This is a genomic window from Streptomyces sp. NPDC034086 (genome assembly GCF_055575515.1).
This window is the reverse complement of record NZ_JBVISM010000007.1, coordinates 237,888-259,181: the sequence shown is the minus strand read 5'-3', so window position 1 is coordinate 259,181 and position 21,294 is coordinate 237,888. Positions and strand designations below refer to the sequence as shown.

At 72.0% G+C, this 21,294-nt stretch carries 20 protein-coding genes; 9 read left to right on the top strand and 11 right to left on the bottom strand.

Features of this window, described 5'->3' with window-relative positions:
- The first annotated feature begins 49 nt into the window (after nucleotides 1–49).
- Nucleotides 50–1,129, top strand: a complete 1,080-nt coding sequence (locus ACZ514_RS19085; protein ID WP_469125206.1) for a GlxA family transcriptional regulator — start codon at nucleotides 50–52, stop codon at nucleotides 1,127–1,129.
- Nucleotides 1,130–1,301: 172 nt separating this feature from the next.
- Nucleotides 1,302–2,252 carry a GTPase Era gene (gene era, locus ACZ514_RS19080; RefSeq protein WP_388939010.1) on the top strand — a complete coding sequence of 317 codons (951 nt, stop codon included), beginning with the start codon at nucleotides 1,302–1,304 and terminating at the stop codon, nucleotides 2,250–2,252.
- A 52-nt stretch (nucleotides 2,253–2,304) separates the two neighbouring features.
- Here era and ACZ514_RS19075 read toward each other — a convergent pair whose 3' ends face one another.
- From ACZ514_RS19075 to ACZ514_RS19060, 4 genes are all read right to left on the bottom strand, one after another.
- A complete protein-coding gene (locus ACZ514_RS19075; RefSeq protein WP_468700435.1) occupies nucleotides 2,305–2,955 on the bottom strand; it encodes a class I SAM-dependent methyltransferase in 651 nt (216 codons plus the stop codon).
- A 98-nt stretch (nucleotides 2,956–3,053) separates the two neighbouring features.
- On the bottom strand, nucleotides 3,054–3,863 hold the full coding sequence (locus ACZ514_RS19070) for a GNAT family N-acetyltransferase (protein WP_469125205.1): 810 nt from the start codon (nucleotides 3,861–3,863) through the stop codon (nucleotides 3,054–3,056).
- Nucleotides 3,864–3,930: 67 nt separating this feature from the next.
- Nucleotides 3,931–4,203, bottom strand: coding sequence for a protealysin inhibitor emfourin (locus ACZ514_RS19065; RefSeq protein WP_468172220.1), 273 nt, complete (start codon nucleotides 4,201–4,203; stop codon nucleotides 3,931–3,933).
- Nucleotides 4,204–4,246: 43 nt separating this feature from the next.
- Nucleotides 4,247–5,323 carry a M4 family metallopeptidase gene (locus tag ACZ514_RS19060; RefSeq protein ID WP_468172217.1) on the bottom strand — a complete coding sequence of 359 codons (1,077 nt, stop codon included), beginning with the start codon at nucleotides 5,321–5,323 and terminating at the stop codon, nucleotides 4,247–4,249.
- A gap of 366 nt (nucleotides 5,324–5,689) precedes the next feature.
- Between ACZ514_RS19060 and leuA the strand changes: the two genes are divergently transcribed.
- The 6 genes from leuA to ACZ514_RS19030 all read left to right on the top strand — a co-directional run bounded on the left by leuA (nucleotide 5,690) and on the right by ACZ514_RS19030 (nucleotide 13,043).
- Nucleotides 5,690–7,453 (top strand): 2-isopropylmalate synthase, encoded by a 1,764-nt coding sequence (gene leuA / locus ACZ514_RS19055; protein WP_468172214.1) that lies wholly within the window; start codon nucleotides 5,690–5,692, stop codon nucleotides 7,451–7,453.
- Nucleotides 7,454–7,818: 365 nt separating this feature from the next.
- Complete coding sequence (locus tag ACZ514_RS19050) at nucleotides 7,819–8,514, top strand: TerB family tellurite resistance protein (RefSeq protein ID WP_468172211.1); 696 nt, start codon at nucleotides 7,819–7,821, stop codon at nucleotides 8,512–8,514.
- Between the two features lie 589 nt (nucleotides 8,515–9,103).
- Complete coding sequence (locus ACZ514_RS19045) at nucleotides 9,104–10,804, top strand: nucleobase:cation symporter-2 family protein (RefSeq protein WP_469125204.1); 1,701 nt, start codon at nucleotides 9,104–9,106, stop codon at nucleotides 10,802–10,804.
- A 108-nt stretch (nucleotides 10,805–10,912) separates the two neighbouring features.
- Nucleotides 10,913–11,659: a DNA repair protein RecO gene (gene recO / locus ACZ514_RS19040; RefSeq protein ID WP_468172205.1), complete on the top strand. Its 747-nt coding sequence runs from the start codon at nucleotides 10,913–10,915 to the stop codon at nucleotides 11,657–11,659.
- Nucleotides 11,660–11,670: 11 nt separating this feature from the next.
- Nucleotides 11,671–12,492 (top strand): isoprenyl transferase, encoded by an 822-nt coding sequence (locus ACZ514_RS19035; protein WP_030227016.1) that lies wholly within the window; start codon nucleotides 11,671–11,673, stop codon nucleotides 12,490–12,492.
- Nucleotides 12,493–12,515: 23 nt separating this feature from the next.
- A complete protein-coding gene (locus tag ACZ514_RS19030; RefSeq protein WP_468172202.1) occupies nucleotides 12,516–13,043 on the top strand; it encodes a YcxB family protein in 528 nt (175 codons plus the stop codon).
- Here the strand turns inward: ACZ514_RS19030 and ACZ514_RS19025 are convergent.
- Genes ACZ514_RS19025 through ACZ514_RS19010 form a run of 4 tightly spaced genes read right to left on the bottom strand, consistent with a single transcriptional unit; the run spans nucleotide 13,040 to nucleotide 16,214 of the window.
- A complete protein-coding gene (locus ACZ514_RS19025; RefSeq protein ID WP_468172199.1) occupies nucleotides 13,040–13,468 on the bottom strand; it encodes a Fur family transcriptional regulator in 429 nt (142 codons plus the stop codon). The two genes, ACZ514_RS19030 and ACZ514_RS19025, sit on opposite strands and share 4 nt — an antisense overlap.
- Before the next feature lie 51 nt (nucleotides 13,469–13,519).
- Nucleotides 13,520–14,383 (bottom strand): metal ABC transporter permease, encoded by an 864-nt coding sequence (locus ACZ514_RS19020; RefSeq protein WP_468172196.1) that lies wholly within the window; start codon nucleotides 14,381–14,383, stop codon nucleotides 13,520–13,522.
- On the bottom strand, nucleotides 14,383–15,174 hold the full coding sequence (locus tag ACZ514_RS19015) for a metal ABC transporter ATP-binding protein (protein WP_468172445.1): 792 nt from the start codon (nucleotides 15,172–15,174) through the stop codon (nucleotides 14,383–14,385). The genes ACZ514_RS19020 and ACZ514_RS19015 overlap by 1 nt, the downstream gene beginning before the upstream one ends.
- 26 nt (nucleotides 15,175–15,200) lie before the next feature.
- Nucleotides 15,201–16,214, bottom strand: a complete 1,014-nt coding sequence (locus ACZ514_RS19010; protein WP_469125203.1) for a metal ABC transporter substrate-binding protein — start codon at nucleotides 16,212–16,214, stop codon at nucleotides 15,201–15,203.
- A gap of 154 nt (nucleotides 16,215–16,368) precedes the next feature.
- Here ACZ514_RS19010 and ACZ514_RS19005 point away from each other — a divergent pair, with 154 nt between their 5' ends.
- The gene (locus ACZ514_RS19005) at nucleotides 16,369–17,751 is read left to right on the top strand and encodes a glycine--tRNA ligase (RefSeq protein ID WP_468172189.1); all 1,383 of its coding nucleotides are present in this window, start codon (nucleotides 16,369–16,371) and stop codon (nucleotides 17,749–17,751) included.
- Between the two features lie 113 nt (nucleotides 17,752–17,864).
- On the opposite strand, the gene ACZ514_RS19000 is transcribed toward ACZ514_RS19005, so the two are convergent.
- The 3 genes from ACZ514_RS19000 to ACZ514_RS18990 form a co-directional block, all read right to left on the bottom strand.
- Nucleotides 17,865–18,458 (bottom strand): TetR/AcrR family transcriptional regulator, encoded by a 594-nt coding sequence (locus ACZ514_RS19000; protein WP_468172186.1) that lies wholly within the window; start codon nucleotides 18,456–18,458, stop codon nucleotides 17,865–17,867.
- A gap of 21 nt (nucleotides 18,459–18,479) precedes the next feature.
- On the bottom strand, nucleotides 18,480–19,538 hold the full coding sequence (locus ACZ514_RS18995) for an aldo/keto reductase (protein ID WP_468700452.1): 1,059 nt from the start codon (nucleotides 19,536–19,538) through the stop codon (nucleotides 18,480–18,482).
- Nucleotides 19,539–19,719: 181 nt separating this feature from the next.
- Complete coding sequence (locus ACZ514_RS18990) at nucleotides 19,720–21,249, bottom strand: MFS transporter (protein WP_469125202.1); 1,530 nt, start codon at nucleotides 21,247–21,249, stop codon at nucleotides 19,720–19,722.
- Nucleotides 21,250–21,294 lie beyond the last annotated feature (45 nt).

Below are 21,294 nucleotides of genomic sequence, written 5' to 3'. Positions count from 1 at the left end.
AGCGGCGTACGACAGTGGCCTGACTGTCACCCTTCGATACGATCGGGCCATGAACGCCGGGGAAGTCGCCGAGGTGCCGCAGGACCACGACGTACCGGGGGGTGCGGGTCCGTCGGCCGGGGGAGGATCCGGGCCGCACCGTGTCGTCGTGCTCGCGCTCGCCGGGCTGCTGCCCTTCGAGCTCGGCATCCCGCACCGGATCTTCGGGCGGAGCCGTGACGCGGCCGGGCGGCCCCTCTACGAGATCCTCACCTGCGGGCTCGCCCCGGGCCCGGTGGCCACCGACGCCGACTTCGCCGTGTACGTCGAGCACGGCCCGGAGCTGCTCGCCACCGCCGACACGGTGGTGGTGCCCGCCTCCCACGAGCTGGGCCCGGTGTACGACGAGGGCCGGCTGACCCCGGCGCTGTCCGCGGCCCTCGCGCACGTCCGGCCCGGCACCCGGATGGTGTCCATCTGCACGGGCGGCTACGTCCTGGCCGCCGCCGGGTACCTGGACGGCCGCCCGGCCACCACGCACTGGGCCCACGCGGAGCACTTCCAGCGGCTGTTCCCCGCCGTACGGGTCGACGCGGGCGTGCTCTACACCGACGACGGGGACGTGCTGACCTCCGCCGGCGTCGCCGCCGGCATCGACCTGTGCGTGCACATCGTGCGCCGCGACCACGGCGCGGCGATCGCCAACGACACGGCCCGGCGGACCGTCGTACCGCCCCACCGCGAGGGCGGGCAGGCGCAGTTCGTCCAGCGTCCCCTGCCCGGGCCGCAGCAGGCCGGCACCACGGCGGCGCGGGCCTGGGTGCTGGACCGGCTGCACGAGCCGCTGCGGCTGAGCGACCTCGCCCGGCAGGAGGCCGTGTCGGTACGGACCTTCACGCGCCGCTTCCGCGAGGAGTGCGGGATGAGCCCGGGGGAGTGGATCACCGGCCGGCGGGTGGAACGGGCCCGGCAGCTGCTGGAGCGGACCGAGCTGTCGGTCGAGGCGGTGGCGCGGGAGGCGGGCTTCGGGACGGCGCAGTCGCTGCGCAAGCACGTGCAGGCGGCGCTGGGCGTCAGCCCGACGGCCTACCGGCGCACGTTCCGGCAGGCGGGCGCCGCCGGGGCAGGGAGCGGCGGCACCCCCTCCTGACGGGCGCCGGCCGCGCGCGGGAGCCGGATGCGGACCGCGGCCGGGACGGCCCGCCGGACCGCCCCCAGGCCGTACGGACGCGGCCTCGGGCGGCCCGGCGGCCGGCGCCCGCGAGCCCCCCGCCGCCCCCGCGGCAGCGGCCTGGTCGGCGCGGGGGGCCGCATCGGGGAGAATGGCCCGTATGAGCGATCGTTCCCCCGAGCCCAACGCCCCGCACCGCGCGGGCTTCGCCTGCTTCGTCGGCCGTCCCAACGCGGGCAAGTCGACCCTGACCAACGCGCTCGTGGGCACCAAGGTCGCGATCACCTCCAACCGGCCGCAGACCACCCGCCACACCGTCCGCGGCATCGTGCACCGCCCGGACGCGCAGCTGGTGCTCGTCGACACGCCGGGCCTGCACAAGCCGCGCACGCTGCTCGGCGAGCGCCTCAACGACGTGGTGCGCACCACCTGGGCCGAGGTCGACGTGATCGGCTTCTGCCTGCCCGCCGACCAGAAGCTCGGGCCCGGCGACAAGTTCATCGCCAAGGAACTCGCGGGGATCAAGAAGACCCCCAAGATCGCCATCGTCACCAAGACGGACCTGGTCGAGTCCAAGCAGCTGGCCGAGCAGCTCCTCGCCATCCACCAGCTGGGCGCCGAGCTGGGCATCGAGTGGGCCGAGATCGTGCCCGTCTCGGCCGTCGGCGACAAGCAGGTGCAGCTGCTGGCCGATCTCATCGCGCCGCTGCTGCCCGAGAGCCCCCCGCTGTACCCGGAGGGCGACCTCACCGACGAGCCCGAGATGGTGATGGTCGCGGAGCTGATCCGCGAGGCCGCGCTGGAGGGCGTGCGCGACGAGCTGCCGCACTCCATCGCCGTCGTGGTCGAGGAGATGATCCCGCGCGAGAACCGGCCCGCGGACCGGCCGCTGCTGGACATCCACGCCAACGTCTACATCGAGCGCCCCAGCCAGAAGGGCATCATCATCGGCCCGAAGGGCTCGCGCCTGAAGGAGGTCGGCATGAAGTCGCGCAAGCACATCGAGGCGCTGCTCGGCACGCCGGTCTTCCTCGACCTGCACGTGAAGGTCGCCAAGGACTGGCAGCGCGACCCCAAGCAGCTCCGCAAGCTGGGCTTCTAGGACCTTCCAGGGCTTCCAGGACCACCCCGCACCGGACTCCGGCGACAGGCGCCTAGCGGAGCCTGCGCACCTTCAGCGCGTTGTCCTTGCGGCTCCCGGGGCGGCCGTCGGGGGCCGTCATGGCCTGCTCGTGCTCCGCCGCCAGCAGCACCTCCCAGGCGCCCTCCGGCAGCTCCAGCTGGGCGAGGACCTCGTCCGGGGTGGGGAAGTGGAGGTCCGCGTGCGCGTCCGGGTCCCAGGACGGCCCGCCCGCGTGGCCCGCGACCAGCAGGATCCCGCCGGGGGCCACGGCGGTCGCGGCGGTGCGCAGGATCCGCTCGCGCGGGAAGTCCCCGTACGAGTGCAGGAAGCACGCCGAGACCAGGTCGAACTCCCCGTCGGGGAAGGACTCCGCCAGGTCGTGCCGCTGCCAGTCGACGCGGTCGGCGAGCCCCGCCCCGGCGGCGTGCTCGGCCGCCCGCTCCAGCGCGACCCCCGAGATGTCGGTCCCGGTGACCCGCCAGCCCTGACGGGCGAGCCACACCGCGTCGGCGCCCTCGCCGCAGCCGAGGTCGAGGGCGCGCCCGGGGGCGAGGCCGGAGGTCTCGCGGACCAGGACCTCGTTGGGCCTGCCGCTCCAGATGCGGTCGCTCTCGCGGTAGCGGGCGTCCCACCATTCCGCGCCCGCGGGGTGGTCCTGGTGGTGGTGCTGCTGCTCGGACATGGGGCCTCTTCCTGTACGGGTCCGCCGGTGGGGCCGATGCTGCGCCGGGGCCGGGCCCCGGGCAACTTCCGTTGCCGAACCGGCAAACCCGCCGGGCCTCAGGCCGCCGCCGGCTCCGCGATCAGGGCCGTCCCCACCCGGCGGAACCCGGCGCGGGCGTAGATCCGGGCCACGTCCTCGTCCCCGGCCGACAGGAAGACCGTACGGGCGCCGCCGGCGCGGGCCGCGGCGACTAGCGCGGCCGTCACCCCGAGGGCCAGCCCCTGCCGCCGGGCGGCGGGCAGGGTGCCGACGCCGACGATCTCGGCGACGTCGCCGACCGGGTTGTACTGGCCCGAGCACAGCACCAGGCCGTCCCGTACGGCCGCCGCCATCGCGGTGCGCCCGTCCGCGAGCATCGCGGACACCCTGGCCCGGTGCTCCTCGGAGCCCGGGTCCTCCAGCGCCGCCGCGAGCTGGGCCGGTCCCGCCGCGCCCAGGGCCGTGCCCGGCTCGCGGAAGGCCAGCGCGGGGACGGTCACGGCGGCCCGCAGCAGCGGGTCCCCCGCGGCGAGCAGCCGTACCTCGGGATGCGGCGGGAGCGGCTCGGCGTCCTCGTCCAGCGCCATCAGCGGGTGGGCGTGCACGTGCAGCCCGGCCTCCTCCACCGCGGCCCGCAGCGAGGGGGTGGTTTCGGCCACCCACTCGAACGACTCCGGCACCTTCAGCTCCCGCTGCCTCTCCAGCACCGCGCGTACGTCCCCGGCGGTCGCGTCGGCGCCGCCGGGCGCGGGCCGCGCGTAGTACTGCCAGCCCTGCCCCTCCTGCACGAACAGGGTCAGCGGCCCGAAGTCCTCGGCGCGCGCACCGCCCCGGCGGGGAACGGTGTCGTAGTACCGCTCCAGGGCGGGCAAGATCGTTTCGCTCATGCCGCCATCCAAGCAAAACCGCCCCGGCCGGGCACCCGCTTATGCCCGGCCGGGAGTCCTGCCCCGGTTACGCGCCTTCCTTCAGCACCCGCGCGACCAGGTTCCGCTGGGCGTCCGACAGGTGAGGGTCCTGGCAGGACACCGTCCGGCCGTCCACCGTGATCCGGTACGAGAACCCGTCCCGCACGCCGCCCGGCCCCGGCTCGGCGCGGGGGTCCGGCCGCAGGGCCAGCAGGGCCAGTGCCCGCCACTCCTCCTCGTCGGGCCGGCCCGAGGTGTCCACCTCGGCCCGGCGCTCGATCCCCGCGAAACCGCCCGTCCGCACCACTTCGATCCGCATGGTGCCCCTTCTACCCGATGCGGGCCGCCGCGCCCAGCCTCCCTCAGGCCAGCCCCACGGACGACCAGGCCTTCTGGAGCGCCTGGTGCTCCGCGCCGCCCTCGCCGTACCGGGCGACCGCCGCCGCCACCGAGAGCCGGGCGAAGTCCTTGAAGGAGGCCTTCTCGGCCAGCTGCCCGCCGGTCAGCGTGTCGTACCAGATCCGTCCGGCCCGCTCCCAGGCCTTGCCGCCCAGTTCGGTGGCCGCGATGTAGAAGGCGTGGTTGGGGATCCCGGAATTGATGTGGACGCCCCCGTTGTCGCGCGAGGTGTTGACGTAGTCGTCCATGGTCGCGGGCTGCGGGTCCTTGCCGAGCTCGTCGTCGTCGTACGCGGTCCCGGGCGCCTTCATCGAGCGCAGCGCGACCCCGGTGACGTTCGGACCCAGCAGCCCGGCCCCGATCAGCCAGTCCGCCTGGTCGGCGGTCTGGCCGAGGGAGTACTGCTTGATCAGCGAGCCGAAGACGTCCGACATGGACTCGTTGAGCGCCCCGGACTGGCCGTGGTAGTCGAGGTTGGCCGTGTACTGGGTGACGCCGTGGGCCAGCTCGTGCCCGATGACGTCCACCGAGACCGTGAAGTCGAGGAACAGGTCCCCGTCCCCGTCGCCGAAGACCATCTGCCGGCCGTCCCAGAAGGCGTTGTTGTAGTCCTCGCCGTAGTGGACGGTCGCGTCCAGCGGCAGCCCGGAGTCGTCGATGGAGTGGCGCCCGAAGGCCTTCAGGAACAGCTCGTACGTCGCCCCGAGTCCCGCGTAGGCACGGTTGACGGTGGAGTCGCCGACCGGCTCGCTCCCCTCCCCCCGGACCTTCTTCCCGGGCAGCCGGGTGCGGTGCTGGGCGTCGTAGACCGTGCGCGAAGGCCCTTCGGCGGGGGTGTCGACGAGGGAGGGGGCGACGCCCCGGAGGGCGTTGACCTGCCGCCGCTCGCGCAGGCCGCTGTCGTGCTCGAGGGTCCGCAGGGCGGCGGCGGCCCGTGCCCCGTCCGGGGACTGGGCGGCCTTGCGGAGCAGGTGCGGGGGCACCACGGTGCAGAAGACGGGGCGGTGGGGGGTGTGACCAGGGGAAAGGAAGGCATCCATGCACGGCAATGTGGCAGTGGGTGATGCCGCTGTCACTAGCGGCGACCATGATTCATTCGGTTGTCTCAAACGGGGTGCGCCGCGTTGACGGATCGTCCCGACCTGGACGCCCGGAAAGAGTCGTAGCTCACAAAGGGTGCAAATCGGGCACCCGGGTCTTGCATACTGAAACAGGTCCTCGCGACACGGCGCGGCTCGGTTAGGCTCGGCCCATCATGCGTTTCGGGCTGCTTCTCCTTAGCTGCCGCGGCGAGGGTCTGTAGTCGTAGGCCGGCCCCCTCCCCGCGGAGTTTGGTGTTGCGGTTTTCACTACCGCCGTCGGCCGTCCCAGCGAACTACACGCGGACACGCGAGGAGCCCAACGCCATGAGCCAGCAGCCTTTTGTCGGTCGCCCCACGCCCATCACGAACGCGACCCACACCCAGAAGCCCTCCGGGATGCCGATCCACAAGTACGGCGCGTACGAGCAGGTGGACATCCCGGACCGCACCTGGCCCGACGCCCGCGTCACCAAGGCCCCCCGCTGGCTGTCCACCGACCTGCGGGACGGCAACCAGTCGCTGATCGACCCGATGACCCCCGCCCGCAAGCGCGAGATGTTCGACCTGCTGGTGCGCATGGGCTACAAGGAGATCGAGGTCGGCTTCCCCTCCTCCGGCGAGACCGACTTCGCCTTCGTGCGCTCCATCATCGAAGAGGGCGCGATCCCCGACGACGTCACCATCTCCGTACTGACCCAGGCCCGCGAGGACCTGATCGAGCGGACCGTCGAGTCCCTGGTCGGCGCCAAGCGCGCCACCGTGCACCTGTACAACGCGACCGCCCCGACCTTCCGCCGGGTCGTCTTCCGCGGCTCCAAGGAGCAGATCAAGCAGATCGCCGTCGACGGCACCCGCCTGGTCATGGAGTACGCCGAGAAGCTGCTGGGCCCCGAGACCGTCTTCGGCTACCAGTACAGCCCGGAGATCTTCACCGACACCGAGCTGGACTTCGCCCTGGAGGTCTGCGAGGCCGTCTGCGACGTCTGGCAGCCGGCCGAGGGCCGCGAGATCATCCTGAACCTGCCCGCCACCGTGGAGCGTTCGACCCCCTCCACCCACGCGGACCGCTTCGAGTGGATGGCCCGCAACCTGACCCGCCGCGAGCACATCTGCATCTCCGTCCACCCGCACAACGACCGCGGCACCGCCGTCGCCGCCGCCGAGCTGGCGCTGATGGCCGGAGCCGACCGCATCGAGGGCTGCCTGTTCGGGCAGGGCGAGCGCACCGGCAACGTGGACCTGATCACCCTGGGCATGAACCTGTTCTCGCAGGGCATCGACCCGCAGATCGACTTCTCGCAGATCGACGAGATCCGCCGCACCAGCGAGTACTGCAACCAGATGGAGGTCCACCCGCGCCACCCCTACGCGGGCGACCTGGTCTACACCGCCTTCTCCGGCTCCCACCAGGACGCCATCAAGAAGGGCTTCGACGCCATGGAGGCCGACGCGGCCGCCCAGGGCAAGACCGTCGACGACATCGAGTGGGCCGTCCCGTACCTGCCCATCGACCCCAAGGACGTCGGCCGCTCCTACGAGGCGGTCATCCGGGTCAACTCGCAGTCGGGCAAGGGCGGCATCGCGTACGTCCTGAAGAACGACCACAAGCTGGACCTGCCGCGCCGCATGCAGATCGAGTTCTCGCGGATCATCCAGGCCAAGACCGACGCCGAGGGCGGCGAGGTCACGCCGAAGGCGATCTGGGACGTCTTCTCGGACGAGTACCTGCCCAACCCCGAGAACCCGTGGGGCCGCATCCAGCTGCGCTCCGGCTCGACCGCCACCGACAAGGACGGCACCGACACGCTGACCGTCGAAGCGGTCGTGGACGGCGTGGAGACGGTCCTGACCGGCACCGGCAACGGTCCGATCTCGGCCTTCTTCGACGCGCTGGCCGGCATCGGCGTCGACGCCCGTCTGCTGGACTACACCGAGCACACCATGAGCGAGGGCGCCTCCGCCGTGGCCGCCTCGTACATCGAGTGCGCGATCGACGGCCGGGTCCTGTGGGGCATCGGCATCGACGCCAACACCACCCGCGCCTCCCTGAAGGCGGTCATCTCCGCCGTCAACCGCGCGGGCCGCTAGCAGCCCGGCCGGAGCCCCCGTCCCCCGCCGTGGGGGACGGGGGCTCCGGCGTCCCCGGGGCCGTCTCCGGGGCCGTCTCCGGGGCGTTCGCGAGCCGTTCCCGGGGCGCGCGGGCTTTCGTCCGGGGACCCGTGCGCGCTCCGTGCGGATGGTTCCGGGAACCACCGCGTTGACGCGGATCCCGTGTGCCGCCCGGCCCCCGGCCGGGGGCGCACTTCGGCCAACTCCCGTCCCCACGCGATGTTGTCCTGTCGCACGACTGACGCGGCCTCACCGATGTGGCTAACATCACGCCAACCCGGCGGTGCTGCCGGAGGGGTCCCGCCCGCGTCCTGAGCGCCGCGGGGGAGATACGGAGGTGCGACGTGCTGCCAGTTCGGGGTGGGGACGGCCGGAAGCTGACCGTCTGGGGCATCCGCACCACCTGGAGCACCGTGGGGGACGGGGAGTTCTTCTGCCCCGGCTGCGGCGGTGACCGCAATTTCCGCAGGCGCACCGGGCGCAGGCGCTTCACCGTGCTCGGCGTGCCGCTGCTGCCGCGCGGGGAGGCCGGGCCCGTCATCGAGTGCCAGGGCTGCCGGCGCCGCTTCGACACCGACGTGCTGGACCACCTGACCACCACCCGCTTCTCGGCGCTGCTGCGCGACGCCGCGCACACCGTGGCGCTGGCCGTGCTCGCGGCGGGCGGGACCACCTCGCGCAGCGCCCTGGACGCCGCCGTGGCGTCCGTACGGGCCGCCGGGTTCCAGGACTGCACCGCGGAGCAGCTGGAGTCCCTCGTGGACGCGCTGGCCACCGACGAGGGCCGGCTGGGGCTGTACGACGGACCCGAGTGCTGCGGGGCCGCGCTGTCCATCGAGCTCCACGAGGCGCTGGAGCCCCTCGCCCCGCACCTGGCCGCGCCGGGCCGGGAGTCGATCCTGCTCCAGGGGGCGCGGATCGCCCTGGCGGACGGTCCCTACATCCCCGCCGAGCGCGAGGTGCTGGCCACCGTGGGGGCGGCGCTGCGGATGGGCACGGACGAGGTGTCCGGCCTCCTCTCGGCGGTCCGCGCGCCGTAAGCGCTGCCCCGTCATCCGGACCCGGCGGGTTCTCCGCCGGGTCCGGATGCCTTTTTCGGCCACGATCCGGACGGCCGAACCGCCACAAACGGCCGCGAGCGAGGTAACGATCCGGCCTCACGGGGTGAACCGGAGCGCCGCGGGCTCCGTGCGAGAGGCTGCACCCGCCCTTTCCGTACAAGAATTCCGCATTTCGGACGGCCGCGATGGTGCCCTCGGATTTGCGTGGCCGAATCTTTGCTCACCCGGTGGGCCGGGTGTCCAGGTGCGGAACTTCGCAGCCGCGCACCCTGCCGGAGTGCTCTGCGGTCTCCTGCCCATACGCAGTGCGGCGGTGCTGCGCCATTGGAGGAACCGCCAGATCGGGCGTCCTGAAACGCCTTCGGTTCGTCGGAGTCTCCGATATCTGTGAGCGCTTCCACAGGCGTTCAATTCCGGTCACACGAGGAGACGCCGCCGGAAACATCCGGGCGCTTCGATCCGCGTGTTCGAGCTGACAGCCCTGGCGAACCAACGGGTTAGCGACCCACTTCGCCCAGGGACCACCAGATTCCTCTCGTTACCTACCTCATTGAAGGGCAAGGCAGAGATGGCACGTGTCGCCGCCCGGCTTTCCGCCAACGGAGAGCAGAGCACGCACCCGGTCGACGAGGTGCTCCCCCTCCCCAAGCTCGCGCTGTACGGCTTCCAGCACGTACTCGCGTTCTACGCCGGCGCGGTGATCGTCCCGATCATCGTGGGCAGCGCACTGAAGCTGAGCCCTGAACAGCTCGTCTACCTGATCAACGCGGACCTCCTCACCTGCGGTATCGCCTCGATCATCCAGGCCTTCGGCATCGGCAGGATCGGCGCGCGACTGCCCCTGATCCAGGGCGTCACCTTCACGGCCGTGTCCCCGATGATCGCCATAGGCCTCGGCGCAGGCGGCGGCACAGCCGCGCTGCTGGTCATCTACGGCGCGGTCATCACCGCCGGTATCGCCACCTTCGCCTTCGCCTGGCTGCCCGCCAACGCGTTCCGGGCGGTCATGCGGCTCTTCCCGCCGGTGGTCACCGGCACGGTCATCACGGTGCTCGGCATCGTCCTGATCCCCGTCGGCCTCAACGACGCGGCCGGCGGCCTCGGCAGCCCGGACTTCGGGGATCCGAAGAACTTCGCCTACGCCGGCGGCACGATGCTCTTCATCCTCGTCCTGATGAAGCTCGGCAGGCCGTTCCTGTCCAGCATCGCCATCCTGCTCGGCCTGGTCGCCGGCACCGCCGTCGCGTTCCTCCTCGGGGACGCCCGGTTCGGCGACGTCGGCGACGCGGGCTGGATCGGGGTCAGCACCCCCTTCCACTTCGGCGTCCCGAAGTTCGAATGGTTCCCGATCGTCCTGATGCTGATCGTCATGCTGATCACCATGGTCGAGACGACCGGTGACACCTACGCGGTGGGCGACATCGTCGGCAAGGAAGTCGACAGCGAGACCGTGGCCCGTGCCCTGCGTGCCGACGGCGCCGCCACCGCCCTCGGCGGCGTCCTGAACTCCTTCCCGTACGTCGCCTTCGCCGAGAACGTCGGCCTGGTGCGCATGACGAAGGTCAAGAGCCGCTTCGTGGTCGTCGCCGCGGGCGTGTTCATGATCATCCTGGGTCTGCTGCCCAAGGCCGCCGCGATCGTCGCCGCCGTCCCGCACGGGGTGCTGGGCGGCGCCGCGACCGTCATGTTCGCCATGGTCGCCCTGGCCGGCATCCAGACGCTGGCCAAGGTGGACCTCAGGGAGGAGAAGAACGCGCTGGTCGTCGGCGTCTCCCTCGCCTTCGCCCTGCTCCCGGCCACCGTCCCGGTGCTGTTCTCCAAGCACATGGACCCCGACCTGTCCTCGCTCCTCAACAGCGGCGTGACCCTCGGTGCCACGGCCGCCATCGTGCTCAACCTGATCTTCAACGGCCCGGCCGCGGACGACGCGCGGACCGCCGCCCTCGTGCCGGCCTCCGCCCTCGCCGAGACCGCGGCCCACGTCGAGCTGCCCGCCCAGCCGGCGGGCGCTCCGGCCGACGCGGAGAAGGCCGGAGCGGCGGAGAAGGACGCCGCCGAGAAGGCCGGGGCGGCGGAGACCGCCCCCGAGAAGGCCGAAGCGGCGGAGGACGCCCCCGATAAGGACGCCCCCGACAAGGACGCCCCCGAGAAGGACGCCGCCGGGGCCCCCGTGGCCGGCAAGGTCGCCGCCGGCCGGGCCGGAGCCGCAGCGGCCGGCTCCGACGAGGCCGTCGAGAAGGCCGGCGACGCGGACGCGCCCGCCTCCTGACCCTCCCAAGGGGTGCCGACCCCCGTCCGGACCCTCCCCGCCACCGCCGGGCGGGGCTCCGGCCCGGACGGGGGCCGGCGCCGTCCGCGCGCAGGGGACAATGGGGCCATGAGCCTGTTCCGCGACGACGGCATCGTGCTGCGCACCCAGAAGCTGGGTGAGGCGGACCGCATCATCACGCTCCTCACCCGCGGCCACGGCCGCGTCCGGGCGGTCGCCCGCGGGGTGCGGCGCACCAAGTCCAAGTTCGGCGCCCGGCTGGAACCTTTCTCCCACGCCGACGTGCAGTTCTTCGCACGCGGCAGCGACCTCGTCGGCCGCAGCCTGCCGCTGTGCACCCAGACCGAGATCATCGCCCCCTACGGCAACGGCATCGCGAGCGACTACGCCCGCTACACCGCCGGCACCGCCATGCTGGAGACCGCCGAGCGCTTCACCGAGAACGAGGGCGAGCCCGCCGTACAGCAGTACCTCCTGCTGGTCGGGGCCCTGCGCACCCTCGCGCGCGGCGAGCACGAACCGCACCTCATCCTCGACGCCTTCCTGCTGCGCTCCCTCGCCGTCAACGGCTACGCCCCCAGCTTCGAGGACTGCGCGAAGTGCGGGATCCACGGCCCCAACCGGCACTTCTCCGTCGCCGCGGGCGGGGTCATATGCGGGGACTGCCGGGTGCCGGGGTCCGTCGTACCCTCGTCGGAGGCCATCGCCCTGCTCAGCGCGCTGCTGACGGGCGACTGGAAGCACGCGGACGCCTGCGAGGCCCGCCACGCGCGGGAGGGCAGCGGGCTGGTCTCGGCCTATTTGCACTGGCATCTGGAGCGCGGGCTACGCTCCCTCCGATACGTCGAGAAATAGGAGCTGGGCACATGGCACGACGCGGGATTCTGGGACGTTCTCGCCGCGAGTACAAGGTTCCCGAGCCGCACCCGTCCGGTGCGCGCCCGCCGAAGATCCCCGGTGAGCTGGTCCCGAACCACGTCGCCGTCGTCATGGACGGCAACGGCCGCTGGGCCAAGGAGCGCGGCCTGCCGCGCACCGAGGGGCACAAGGTCGGCGAGGGCGTCGTCCTGGACGTGCTCAAGGGCTGCCTGGAGATGGGCGTCAAGAACCTCTCCCTCTACGCCTTCTCGACGGAGAACTGGAAGCGCTCGCCCGACGAGGTCCGCTTCCTGATGAACTTCAACCGCGACGTCATCCGCCGCCGCCGCGACGAGATGAACGAGCTGGGCATCCGGATCCGCTGGGTCGGCCGCATGCCGAAGATGTGGAAGTCCGTCGTCCAGGAGCTCCAGATCGCGCAGGAGCAGACCGTCGACAACGACGCCATGACCCTGTACTTCTGCGTCAACTACGGCGGCCGCGCGGAGATCGCGGACGCGGCGCAGGCGATCGCCCGGGACGTGGCGGCCGGCCGGCTGGACCCGTCGAAGGTGAACGAGAAGACCTTCGCCAAGTACATCTACTACCCGGACATGCCGGACGTGGACCTGTTCCTGCGTCCCAGCGGCGAGCAGCGCACCTCCAACTACCTGCTGTGGCAGAGCGCGTACGCCGAGATGGTCTTCCAGGACGTGCTGTGGCCGGACTTCGACCGCCGCAACCTCTGGGCGGCCTGCCTGGAGTACGCCCAGCGCGACCGCCGCTTCGGCGGCGCCGTCCCGAACCAGCCCGAGGGCTCCGGCAGCTGAGGCCTCCGCTAGGCTCCGCCGTCATGGACATGACCGACATGGCGGTGGAGCTGCACTACGGCGCGGCCCGCCGCGACGCGGGGGAGGTGCTGCGCTGGCGCGCCCTGAGGACCCCCGCGGGCCGCAAGGAGCTGCTGCTGTGGCTGGTGGTGCTCCCCGCGGTGCCGGTCGGGCTGATCGTGCTCCAGCGCGGCCGGGCCGCGGACCTGGCCGGCCTGGCCCTCGCGGGCGGGGTGGGACTGGCCCTGGGTGCCGTCTGGCACTGCCTGGACCTGCGGCGTCGGGCACGGCGGATGTACCGCTGGGCGGCGGAGCACCCCGAGTACGAGCTGGTCGTCACGGGGCTCGGTACGCGGAACCGCCGCCCCGACGGGACGGCGGTGGCCTACAGGTGGGACGCGTACCGGGGCTGGGCGGAGACCCGGGGCCTGTTCGTCCTCGTGTTCCTCAACGGGGACCTGGGCTGGGTGCCGAAGCGGGCGGCCCGGACCCCCGAGGACCTCGACCGGATCCGATCGCTCTTCGACCGGAATCTGACCAGGATCGGCTAGCCGGCGGCCGCGCAGTCCGCGCAGGTGCCGAAGATCTCGACGGTGTGGGCCACGTTCACGTAGCCGTGCTCGGCCGCGATCGACTCGGCCCACTTCTCCACCGCCGGGCCCTCCACCTCGACCGCCTTGCCGCACGTGCGGCACACCAGGTGGTGGTGGTGGTCCCCGGTGGAGCAGCGCCGGTACACGGACTCGCCGTCGCTGGTGCGCAGCACGTCGACCTCGCCGGCGTCCGCGAGGGACTGGAGGGTGCGGTACACGGTGGTCAGGCCCACGGAGTCACCGCGGTGCTTGAGCATGTCGTGCAGCTCCTGGGCGCTGCGGAACTCGTCCACCTCGTCCAGCGCCGCCGCCACGGCGGCCCGCTGCCGGGTGGATCGCCCTCGTACTGGCGCGGTACTCGTCTCGCCAGGCGCAGTCGCCACCGGTTCCTCCTCGTCTCGGCCTGCCGCCATTGTGCCAGGCGGCCGCCGCTGCTAGACCTTCACGTCGTCCTGGACGCAGACCTCCCCGGCGGCCCGGGAAGCCTTCGCGCGGCGCCTGGCCAGGGGTGCGGACAGGGCCGTCATCACCATGAAGACACCGATGGCGAGCAGCACGATCGTGGCGCCCGACGGCGCGTCGATGTAGTACGTGGCGGCCGTGCCGGTCAGCGACACGGTGAGGCTGATCGCGACCGCCAGGCCCAGCGTCGCCGCGAAACCCCTGGTGACCCGCTGGGCGGCCGCCACCGGGATCACCATCATGGCGCTGACCAGCAGCAGTCCGACGATGCGCATCGCGACGGTGACCGTGACGGCGGCGGTGACGGCGAGCAGCAGGTTCAGCGCGCGCACCGGCAGGCCGGTGACCCGGGCGAACTCCTCGTCCTGGCACACGGCGAAGAGCTGGCGGCGCATGCCGACGGTCACGACGAGGACGAAGGCGGCGAGGACCGCCATGGCGGTGACGTCCTCGGGGGCGACGGTGGTGATCGAGCCGAACATGGCGCTGAGCAGGCTGGTCGTGGAGCCGCCGCCGACGTTGATGATCATCACGCCGCCGGCCAGGCCGCCGTAGAAGAGCATGGACAGGGCCACGTCCCCGCTGGTCCTGCCGCGGGAGCGGATCAGCTCCATCCCGATGGCGCCGAGGACCGCGACGAGGGTGGCCATCCAGACGGGACTGGTCTGGAGGACGAAGCCGAGCGCGACCCCGGTCATGGCGACGTGACCGAGGCCGTCGCCCATGACCGCCTGGCGGCGCTGTACGAGGTACGTGCCGATCGCGGGCGCGGTGATGCCCACCAGCGCGGCGGCGATCAGGGCCCGCTGCATGAAGGCGTAGTTCAGGAGGTCCATCAGCTCAGCAGTCCCGTCCGCAGGGGCTCGGCGTCGTGCGCCGCGTGGGGGTGTACGTGGTCGTGGCCGGGCAGGGCGTGCTGGCCCACGGCCTCGGGGGGCGGGCCGTCGTGCGTGACGCAGCCGTCGCGCAGGACGACGGCCCGGTCGATCAGGGGCTCCAGCGGGCCCAGCTCGTGCAGGACGAGCAGCACGGTGGTGCCGAGGGCCACCTGCTGCCGTACGGCGCCCGCGAGGACCTCCTGGTTGCCCAGGTCGACGCCCGCCATCGGCTCGTCCATGATCAGCAGTTCGGGTTCGACGGCGAGCGCCCGGGCGATGAGCACGCGCTGGTGCTGGCCGCCGGAGAGCGCGTTGACCGAGGCGTCGGCGTGGTCCTCCATGCCGACCATGGCCAGGGCGGCCTCGACGGCGGTCCTGTCGGCCTTGCGCAGGACCCCGAAGCGGGTACGGGCCAGGCGGCCGGAGGAGACGACCTCCCGGACGGTGGCGGGGACGCCGCTGGCGGCGGTGGTGCGCTGGGGGACGTAGCCGATCCGCGACCACGCGCGGAAGCGCTTGAAGTCGGTGCCGAAGAGGGAGAGGGTGCCGCCGCTGAGCGGGACCTGTCCGACGACGGCGCGGACGGCCGTGGACTTGCCGGAGCCGTTGGCGCCGAGCAGCGCGACGACCTCACCGCGGCGGACGGTGAGGTCGACCCCGCGCAGCACGGGGCGCGCGCCGAGCGAGGCGGTGGCCCCGCGCAGGGATATGACGGGCTGGTCCTCGGCCCCTCGTGGCGTGGACTGCATGGCGCGCACCTCCGTAACTGCTGTCATCACTTGGCTCCGAGTGCCTTCTGGAGGTTCTTCAGGTTGGAGCGCATGACCTCGAAGTAGTCAGCGCCCTGGGACTTGTCCGTGATTCCCTCGAGGGGGTCGAGGACGTCGGTGGTCAGTCCCGTGTCCCGGGCGAGGCTCTTGGCGGTCTTGTCGCTGGCCAGGGTCTCGAAGAAGACGGTGGTGACATTGTCCTTCTTCGCGACGGCCTGGAGCTCCTTCATCCGGGCCGGGCTGGGTTCGGCCTCGGGGTCGACGCCGGAGATGCCCTCCTGGTCGAGGCCGTAGCGCTCCGCGAGGTAGCCGAAGGCGGAGTGGGTGGTGATGAAGGTCCGGGAGGCCGTGTTCTTCAGGCCGTCCTTGAACTCGGTGTCCAGGGCGCCCAGTTTGGCGGTGAGCTCGGCGGTGTTCTTCCGGTAGTCCGCCGCGTGGTCGGGGTCGGCCTTCTCCAGGGCGGCGCCGAAGCCCTTGGCGATCTCCGCGTACTTGGCCGGGTCGAGCCAGACGTGCGGGTCCTCGCCGGCCTCGCCGTGGGCGTGGTCGTGGCCGGCGCCCTCGCCCTCGGCGGTGTGGCCGGCGCCTTCGCCCTCGGCGGCGTGGTCGTGGCCTTCGTGCTCTTCGTGGCCCTCGGCGGAGTGGACCTCCAGCTTGGTGAGGGTCGCCGCGTCGACGACGTTCTTCACGCCGGACTGCTCAACGGCCTTGTCCACGGCGGGCTGGAGGGTCTTGAGATACAGGACCACGTCCGACTCGGCGAGCCGGCCGGTCTGCTTCGGCGTGATCTCCAGGTCGTGCGGCTCGACGCCCGGCTTGGTCAGGGTGTCGACCGTGACGTGGTCGCCGCCTATCTGCTCGGCGAGGTACTGCAGCGGGTAGAACGACGCCGTGACGTGCAGCTTCCCGCCCCCGGCACCCGCCGGGCCGGTGGCGGCGCCGCAGGCGGTGAGGGCCGTCGCGCCGAGGGCTGCGGCGGCGGTGAGGGCGGCGGTGGGTATCAGGCGTCGTACGTTCATGACATCCATTTTCATCAAAGATGGAAACCGTTGTCAAAAACCCAGGTGAGAGGCGTGCCGGGGGCCGTGGAAGGGCATACCCGATTTGAAAGGGGGGGTGCGGGCGCCGGTAACCTGAGGCATTCGCGTTCGTCCTCGTAATGAAGAGAGCACCGTGGCCGCCGACAAGATCGAAACCATCGTCAGCCTGAGCAAGCGCCGTGGCTTCGTTTTCCCGTGCAGTGACATCTACGGCGGCTCCAGGGCTGCCTGGGACTACGGTCCGCTGGGTGTCGAGCTCAAGGAGAACATCAAGCGCCAGTGGTGGAAGGCCATGGTCACCGGGCGTGAGGACATCGTCGGCCTCGACTCCTCCGTGATCCTCGCCCCCGAGGTGTGGGTCGCCTCCGGTCACGTCGCGACCTTCTCCGACCCGCTCACCGAGTGCACCGCCTGCCACAAGCGCCACCGCGCCGACCACCTGGAAGAGGCGTACGAGGCCAAGCACGGCCGCCTGCCCGCGAACGGCCTCGCCGACATCAACTGCCCGCACTGCGGTGTGAAGGGCCAGTTCACCGAGCCGAAGCAGTTCTCCGGCATGCTCGAGACCCACCTCGGCCCGACCCAGGACACCGGCTCGAAGGCGTACCTGCGCCCCGAGACCGCCCAGGGCATCTTCACCAACTTCGCCATGGTGCAGACGACTTCGCGCAAGAAGCCCCCGTTCGGCATCGCGCAGATGGGCAAGTCCTTCCGCAACGAGATCACGCCCGGCAACTTCATCTTCCGCACCCGCGAGTTCGAGCAGATGGAGATGGAGTTCTTCGTCAAGCCGGGCGAGGACGAGCAGTGGCAGGAGTACTGGATGCAGGAGCGGTGGAACTGGTACCGCGGCCTGGGCATGCGCGAGGAGAACATGCGCTGGTACGAGCACCCGGCGGAGAAGCTCTCCCACTACTCGAAGCGCACCGCCGACATCGAGTACCGCTTCAACTTCGGCGGCAGCGAGTTCTCCGAGCTCGAGGGCGTGGCCAACCGCACCGACTACGACCTGAAGGCGCACTCGGCGGCCTCGGGCCAGGACCTGGTCTACTTCGACCAGGAGGCCAAGGAGCGCTACACGCCGTACGTCATCGAGCCGGCGGCCGGCGTCAACCGCGCCATGCTCGCCTTCATGCTCGACGCGTACGTCGAGGACGAGGCCCCCAACGCCAAGGGCGCCATGGAGAAGCGCACGGTCATGCGCTTCGACCCGCGCCTGGCGCCCATCAAGGTCGCCGTCCTGCCGCTGTCCCGCAACGCGGACCTGTCGCCGAAGGCCAAGGGCCTGGCCGCCGACCTGCGCAAGAACTGGAACATCGAGTTCGACGACGCGGGCGCCATCGGCCGCCGCTACCGCCGCCAGGACGAGATCGGTACGCCGTTCTGCGTCACCGTCGACTTCGACACGCTCGAGGACAACGCGGTGACCGTGCGCGAGCGCGACACCATGAAGCAGGAGCGCGTGTCCCTGGACCAGATCCAGAGCTACCTCGGCAGCCGTCTGCTCGGCTGCTAGGTTCCCGCCCGTAAGACCGGTGGCCCGGTGCGCGATCCGCGCACCGGGCCACCGGTCTTACGGGCGTGTGGCGCCGTCGGCGGGGGCGGGCCGAGGGCGGTGGCCGCGCCGGATCAGGGGCGCAGGCCCCGGATGAGCAGCGCGGTGACCGCCTCGAACTCCGTGAGGATCGTGGGCGAGAGCCAGTCCGCCACGTACTGCGGATCATGGAAGCGCCCCGTGGCGTCGAAGACGGCGCGCGCGGCCGCCGCGACGTCGGGCGCGACCAGGGTGCCGGCCGAGACCCCCTCGGCGATGATCCGGGTCAACTGGTCGATCAGCTCGCCCAGGTGTGCGTCGACCACCCCGCTGTTCTCGCCGAGCAGCACCGTGTACGTCGCGAACAGCTCCGGGTCGTCGCCCGCCTTGTGGCGCTTGGCCTCGAAGAGGGCCTCCAGCCAGGCCTCCAGCTTGGAGGGCGCCGGCTCGTCCGGGGCCGAGGCGATCTTCTCCAGCATGACCACGCTCTTGGCGAGCCAGCGGTCCGTGACCGCCTCGCGCAGCGCCGCCTTCGAGGGGAAGTGCCGGTAGACGCTGCCGTGGCTCACCCCGAGGGCGCGTGCGACGTCCACCACGGTGGCCTTGGTGGGGCCGAAGCGGCGCAGCACCTCCTCGGTGGTCTCGAGGATGCGCTCGGGAGTCAGGGGTTCGGTCGCAGCGGAGGGCATGGGTACGACCGTACCGCCGTCTCAGTGCTCGCTGTCGAGGTGGGCCATCTGCGCCGCGGGGTAGCGCTCGCCGGCCGCCGCCCCCGCCGGGACCGCCTCCTCGATGGCGGCCAGGTCGGCCGGGGTGAGCTCCACCGATATGGCACCCAGTGCCTCGGCCAGCCGGTCCCGGCGGCGTGCGCCGACCAGCGGCACGATGTCCCCTCCCCGGGAGAGCACCCAGGCGATGGCGGCCTGGGCGACCGTGACCCCCTTCTCCGCGGCGACCTCGCGCAGGGCGTCGACCAGGTCGAGGTTCCGGTGCAGGTTGTCGCCCTGGAAGCGGGGGCTCATGCCGCGGAAGTCGCCGGGGTCCAGGGCCCGGTCGCGGGTGAAGTGACCGCTGATCAGGCCCCGGGACAGCACCCCGTACGCCGTGACGCCGATGCCGAGCTCACGGGCCGTCCCCAGGATCTCCTGCTCGATGCCGCGCGAGATAAGGGAGTACTCGATCTGGAGGTCCGATATCGGCGCGACGGCCGCGGCCCGGCGCAGGGTGTCCGCGCCGACCTCCGAGAGGCCGATGTGCCGTACGTGCCCCGCCTGGACGGCCTCGGCGATGGCGCCCACCGTCTCCTCGATCGGGACGGCCGGGTCCACGCGGGCGATCCGGTAGATGTCGACGTGGTCGCGGCCGAGCCGCTGGAGCGAGTAGGCGAGGAAGTTCCTCACGGCCTCGGGCCGGCCGTCGTATCCGGTGAACCCGCCCTCGACGGTGCGCAGCGCACCGAACTTGACGCTGGTCAGCGCCCGCTCGCGGGCCGCGGCCGGGGCCGTGCGCAGGGCTTCGTTGATCAGCAGTTCGTTGTGCCCCATGCCGTAGAAGTCACCGGTGTCGAGCAGTGCGCCCATGCCCTCCGGCACGGCTTCGAGATAGGCGTGGACGGTCGCGAGGGACTCGGTCCGGTCGGCCTCGCCGTAGAGCGCGGACATGCCCATGCAGCCCAGTCCCAGGGGGAAGACGGCCGGGCCGGTGGCGCCCAGCCGGCGGCTCGCGGGGGCGAGGAGGGTGGCGGTGGTGGCGTTCTCGTTCGTCGTCATGCAACGAGAATGGCATGACGGATGACAGATTTCAATATCTGTCATCCGTAAGGGTGCGGTTCCGTCCGTGCGTGGCCCGGCCGCCGGGCCCGGACATGCCGGTGCGGCCGGCCCCCTGCCGGGGGCCGGCCGCACCGGCACAGCTCGTGAGGACGCCTCCAGGCGCGTCGGCACGGGCGGGTCAGCCCGCCGGCGCCGGACCCGGGGCCGGCGGGAGCCCCCCGTCCCTGCGCGGTCCGTGCCCGGGCACCTGCCCCGGCGGGGGAGCGGCGGGGGCGGCGGAGGACGGTTCGAGGGACCGCGCCGTGCGCACCGCCGTGGCGTGGGCCCACGGGCCGGTCGTGATGGCCCCGACCACCAGCACCAGGAACGCGCAGCCGGTGATGATCCACCAGGCGGGCCGGGCCGCCGTGGCGAAGTCGGCGCCCCCGGCGGTGCCGGCCGCCAGCACCGCCCCGATCACGGCCACCCCCAGCGCCCCGCCCGTCTGCCGGCTCGTGGAGGCCACGGCGGCCGCCACCCCCGCCTGCGCGCGCGGCATCCCCGAAACCGCCGTGTTGGTGATCGGCGCGTTGACCAGGCCGAAGCCGATGCCGAAGAGCACGTACCCGGTGAACATCAGCGGGGTCGAGGCCTCCGCCGAGAACGCCGCGAACAGCAGCCCGCTCGCCCCCATGGCCACCCCGGACACCAGCAGCGACGGCCGCGGCCCGTGGCTGGCGACCAGCCGGCCGGACACCGGCGCGCACAGGAAGGCGAAGGCGGCCATCGGCAGCATGTGCAGCCCGGCGTCCAGCGCGCCGAGCCCCCGTTCCTCCTGGAGGTAGAGGGTGGTGAGGAAGAGGAAGCCGGAGAGCGAGGCGAAGGTGCTCACCGCGATCACCGTGGCCCCGCTGAAGGGGGCGCTGCGGAAGAACCTCGGGTCGATCAGCGGGTCCGACCGCCGGGACTCGTAGAGCACCAGCGCGGCCAGTGCGGCGGCGGCACCCAGCGCGCACCCGAGGATCGGCGGCGATTTCCAGCCTTCCGCGGGAGCCTCGATGATCGCGTACGTCACCCCGCCCAGCACCGCCATCACCAGCAGCTGCCCCACCGGGTCCGGCCGCCGCGGCCGCTCGGACCGGGACTCCGGGACGTGGCGCAGGGTGAGGACGAGGGCGAGCACCCCGACGGGCACGTTGACCCAGAAGATGGACCGCCAGCCCACCGAGTCCACCAGCAGACCCCCGACCAGCGGGCCGGCCGCCATCGAGATGCCGACGACCGCGCCCCAGACGCCGATGGCGCGGGCGCGCTCCTTCGGATCGGTGAAGGTGTTGGTGATGATGGACATGGCGACCGGGTTGAGCATCGCCCCGCCCACGGCCTGGAGCATCCGGAAGGCGATGAGCCATTCCAGGCCGGGCGCCAGCGAGCACAGCACCGACCCGGCCGTGAAGAGGACCAGCCCCCAGACGAAGACCTTGCGCCGTCCGATCCGGTCCGCGGTCGATCCGGCCAGTATCAGCAGCGAGGCGATCACCAGGGTGTAGGCGTCGATGGTCCACTGCATCCCCGAGACCGAGGCGTGGAACTCGCGCCGCATCGCGGGCAGGGCCACGTTCAGGACGGTGTTGTCCAGGCTGACGATCAGCAGGCTCGTGCAGCAGATCGCCAGCACGAGCAGGCGACGCCGGCGGCTCATGTGATCCGCGCCACTCATGTGATGCATACCGCCGATAGTACGGATAACTAACGAACGCCGCGTGCGCGAGAA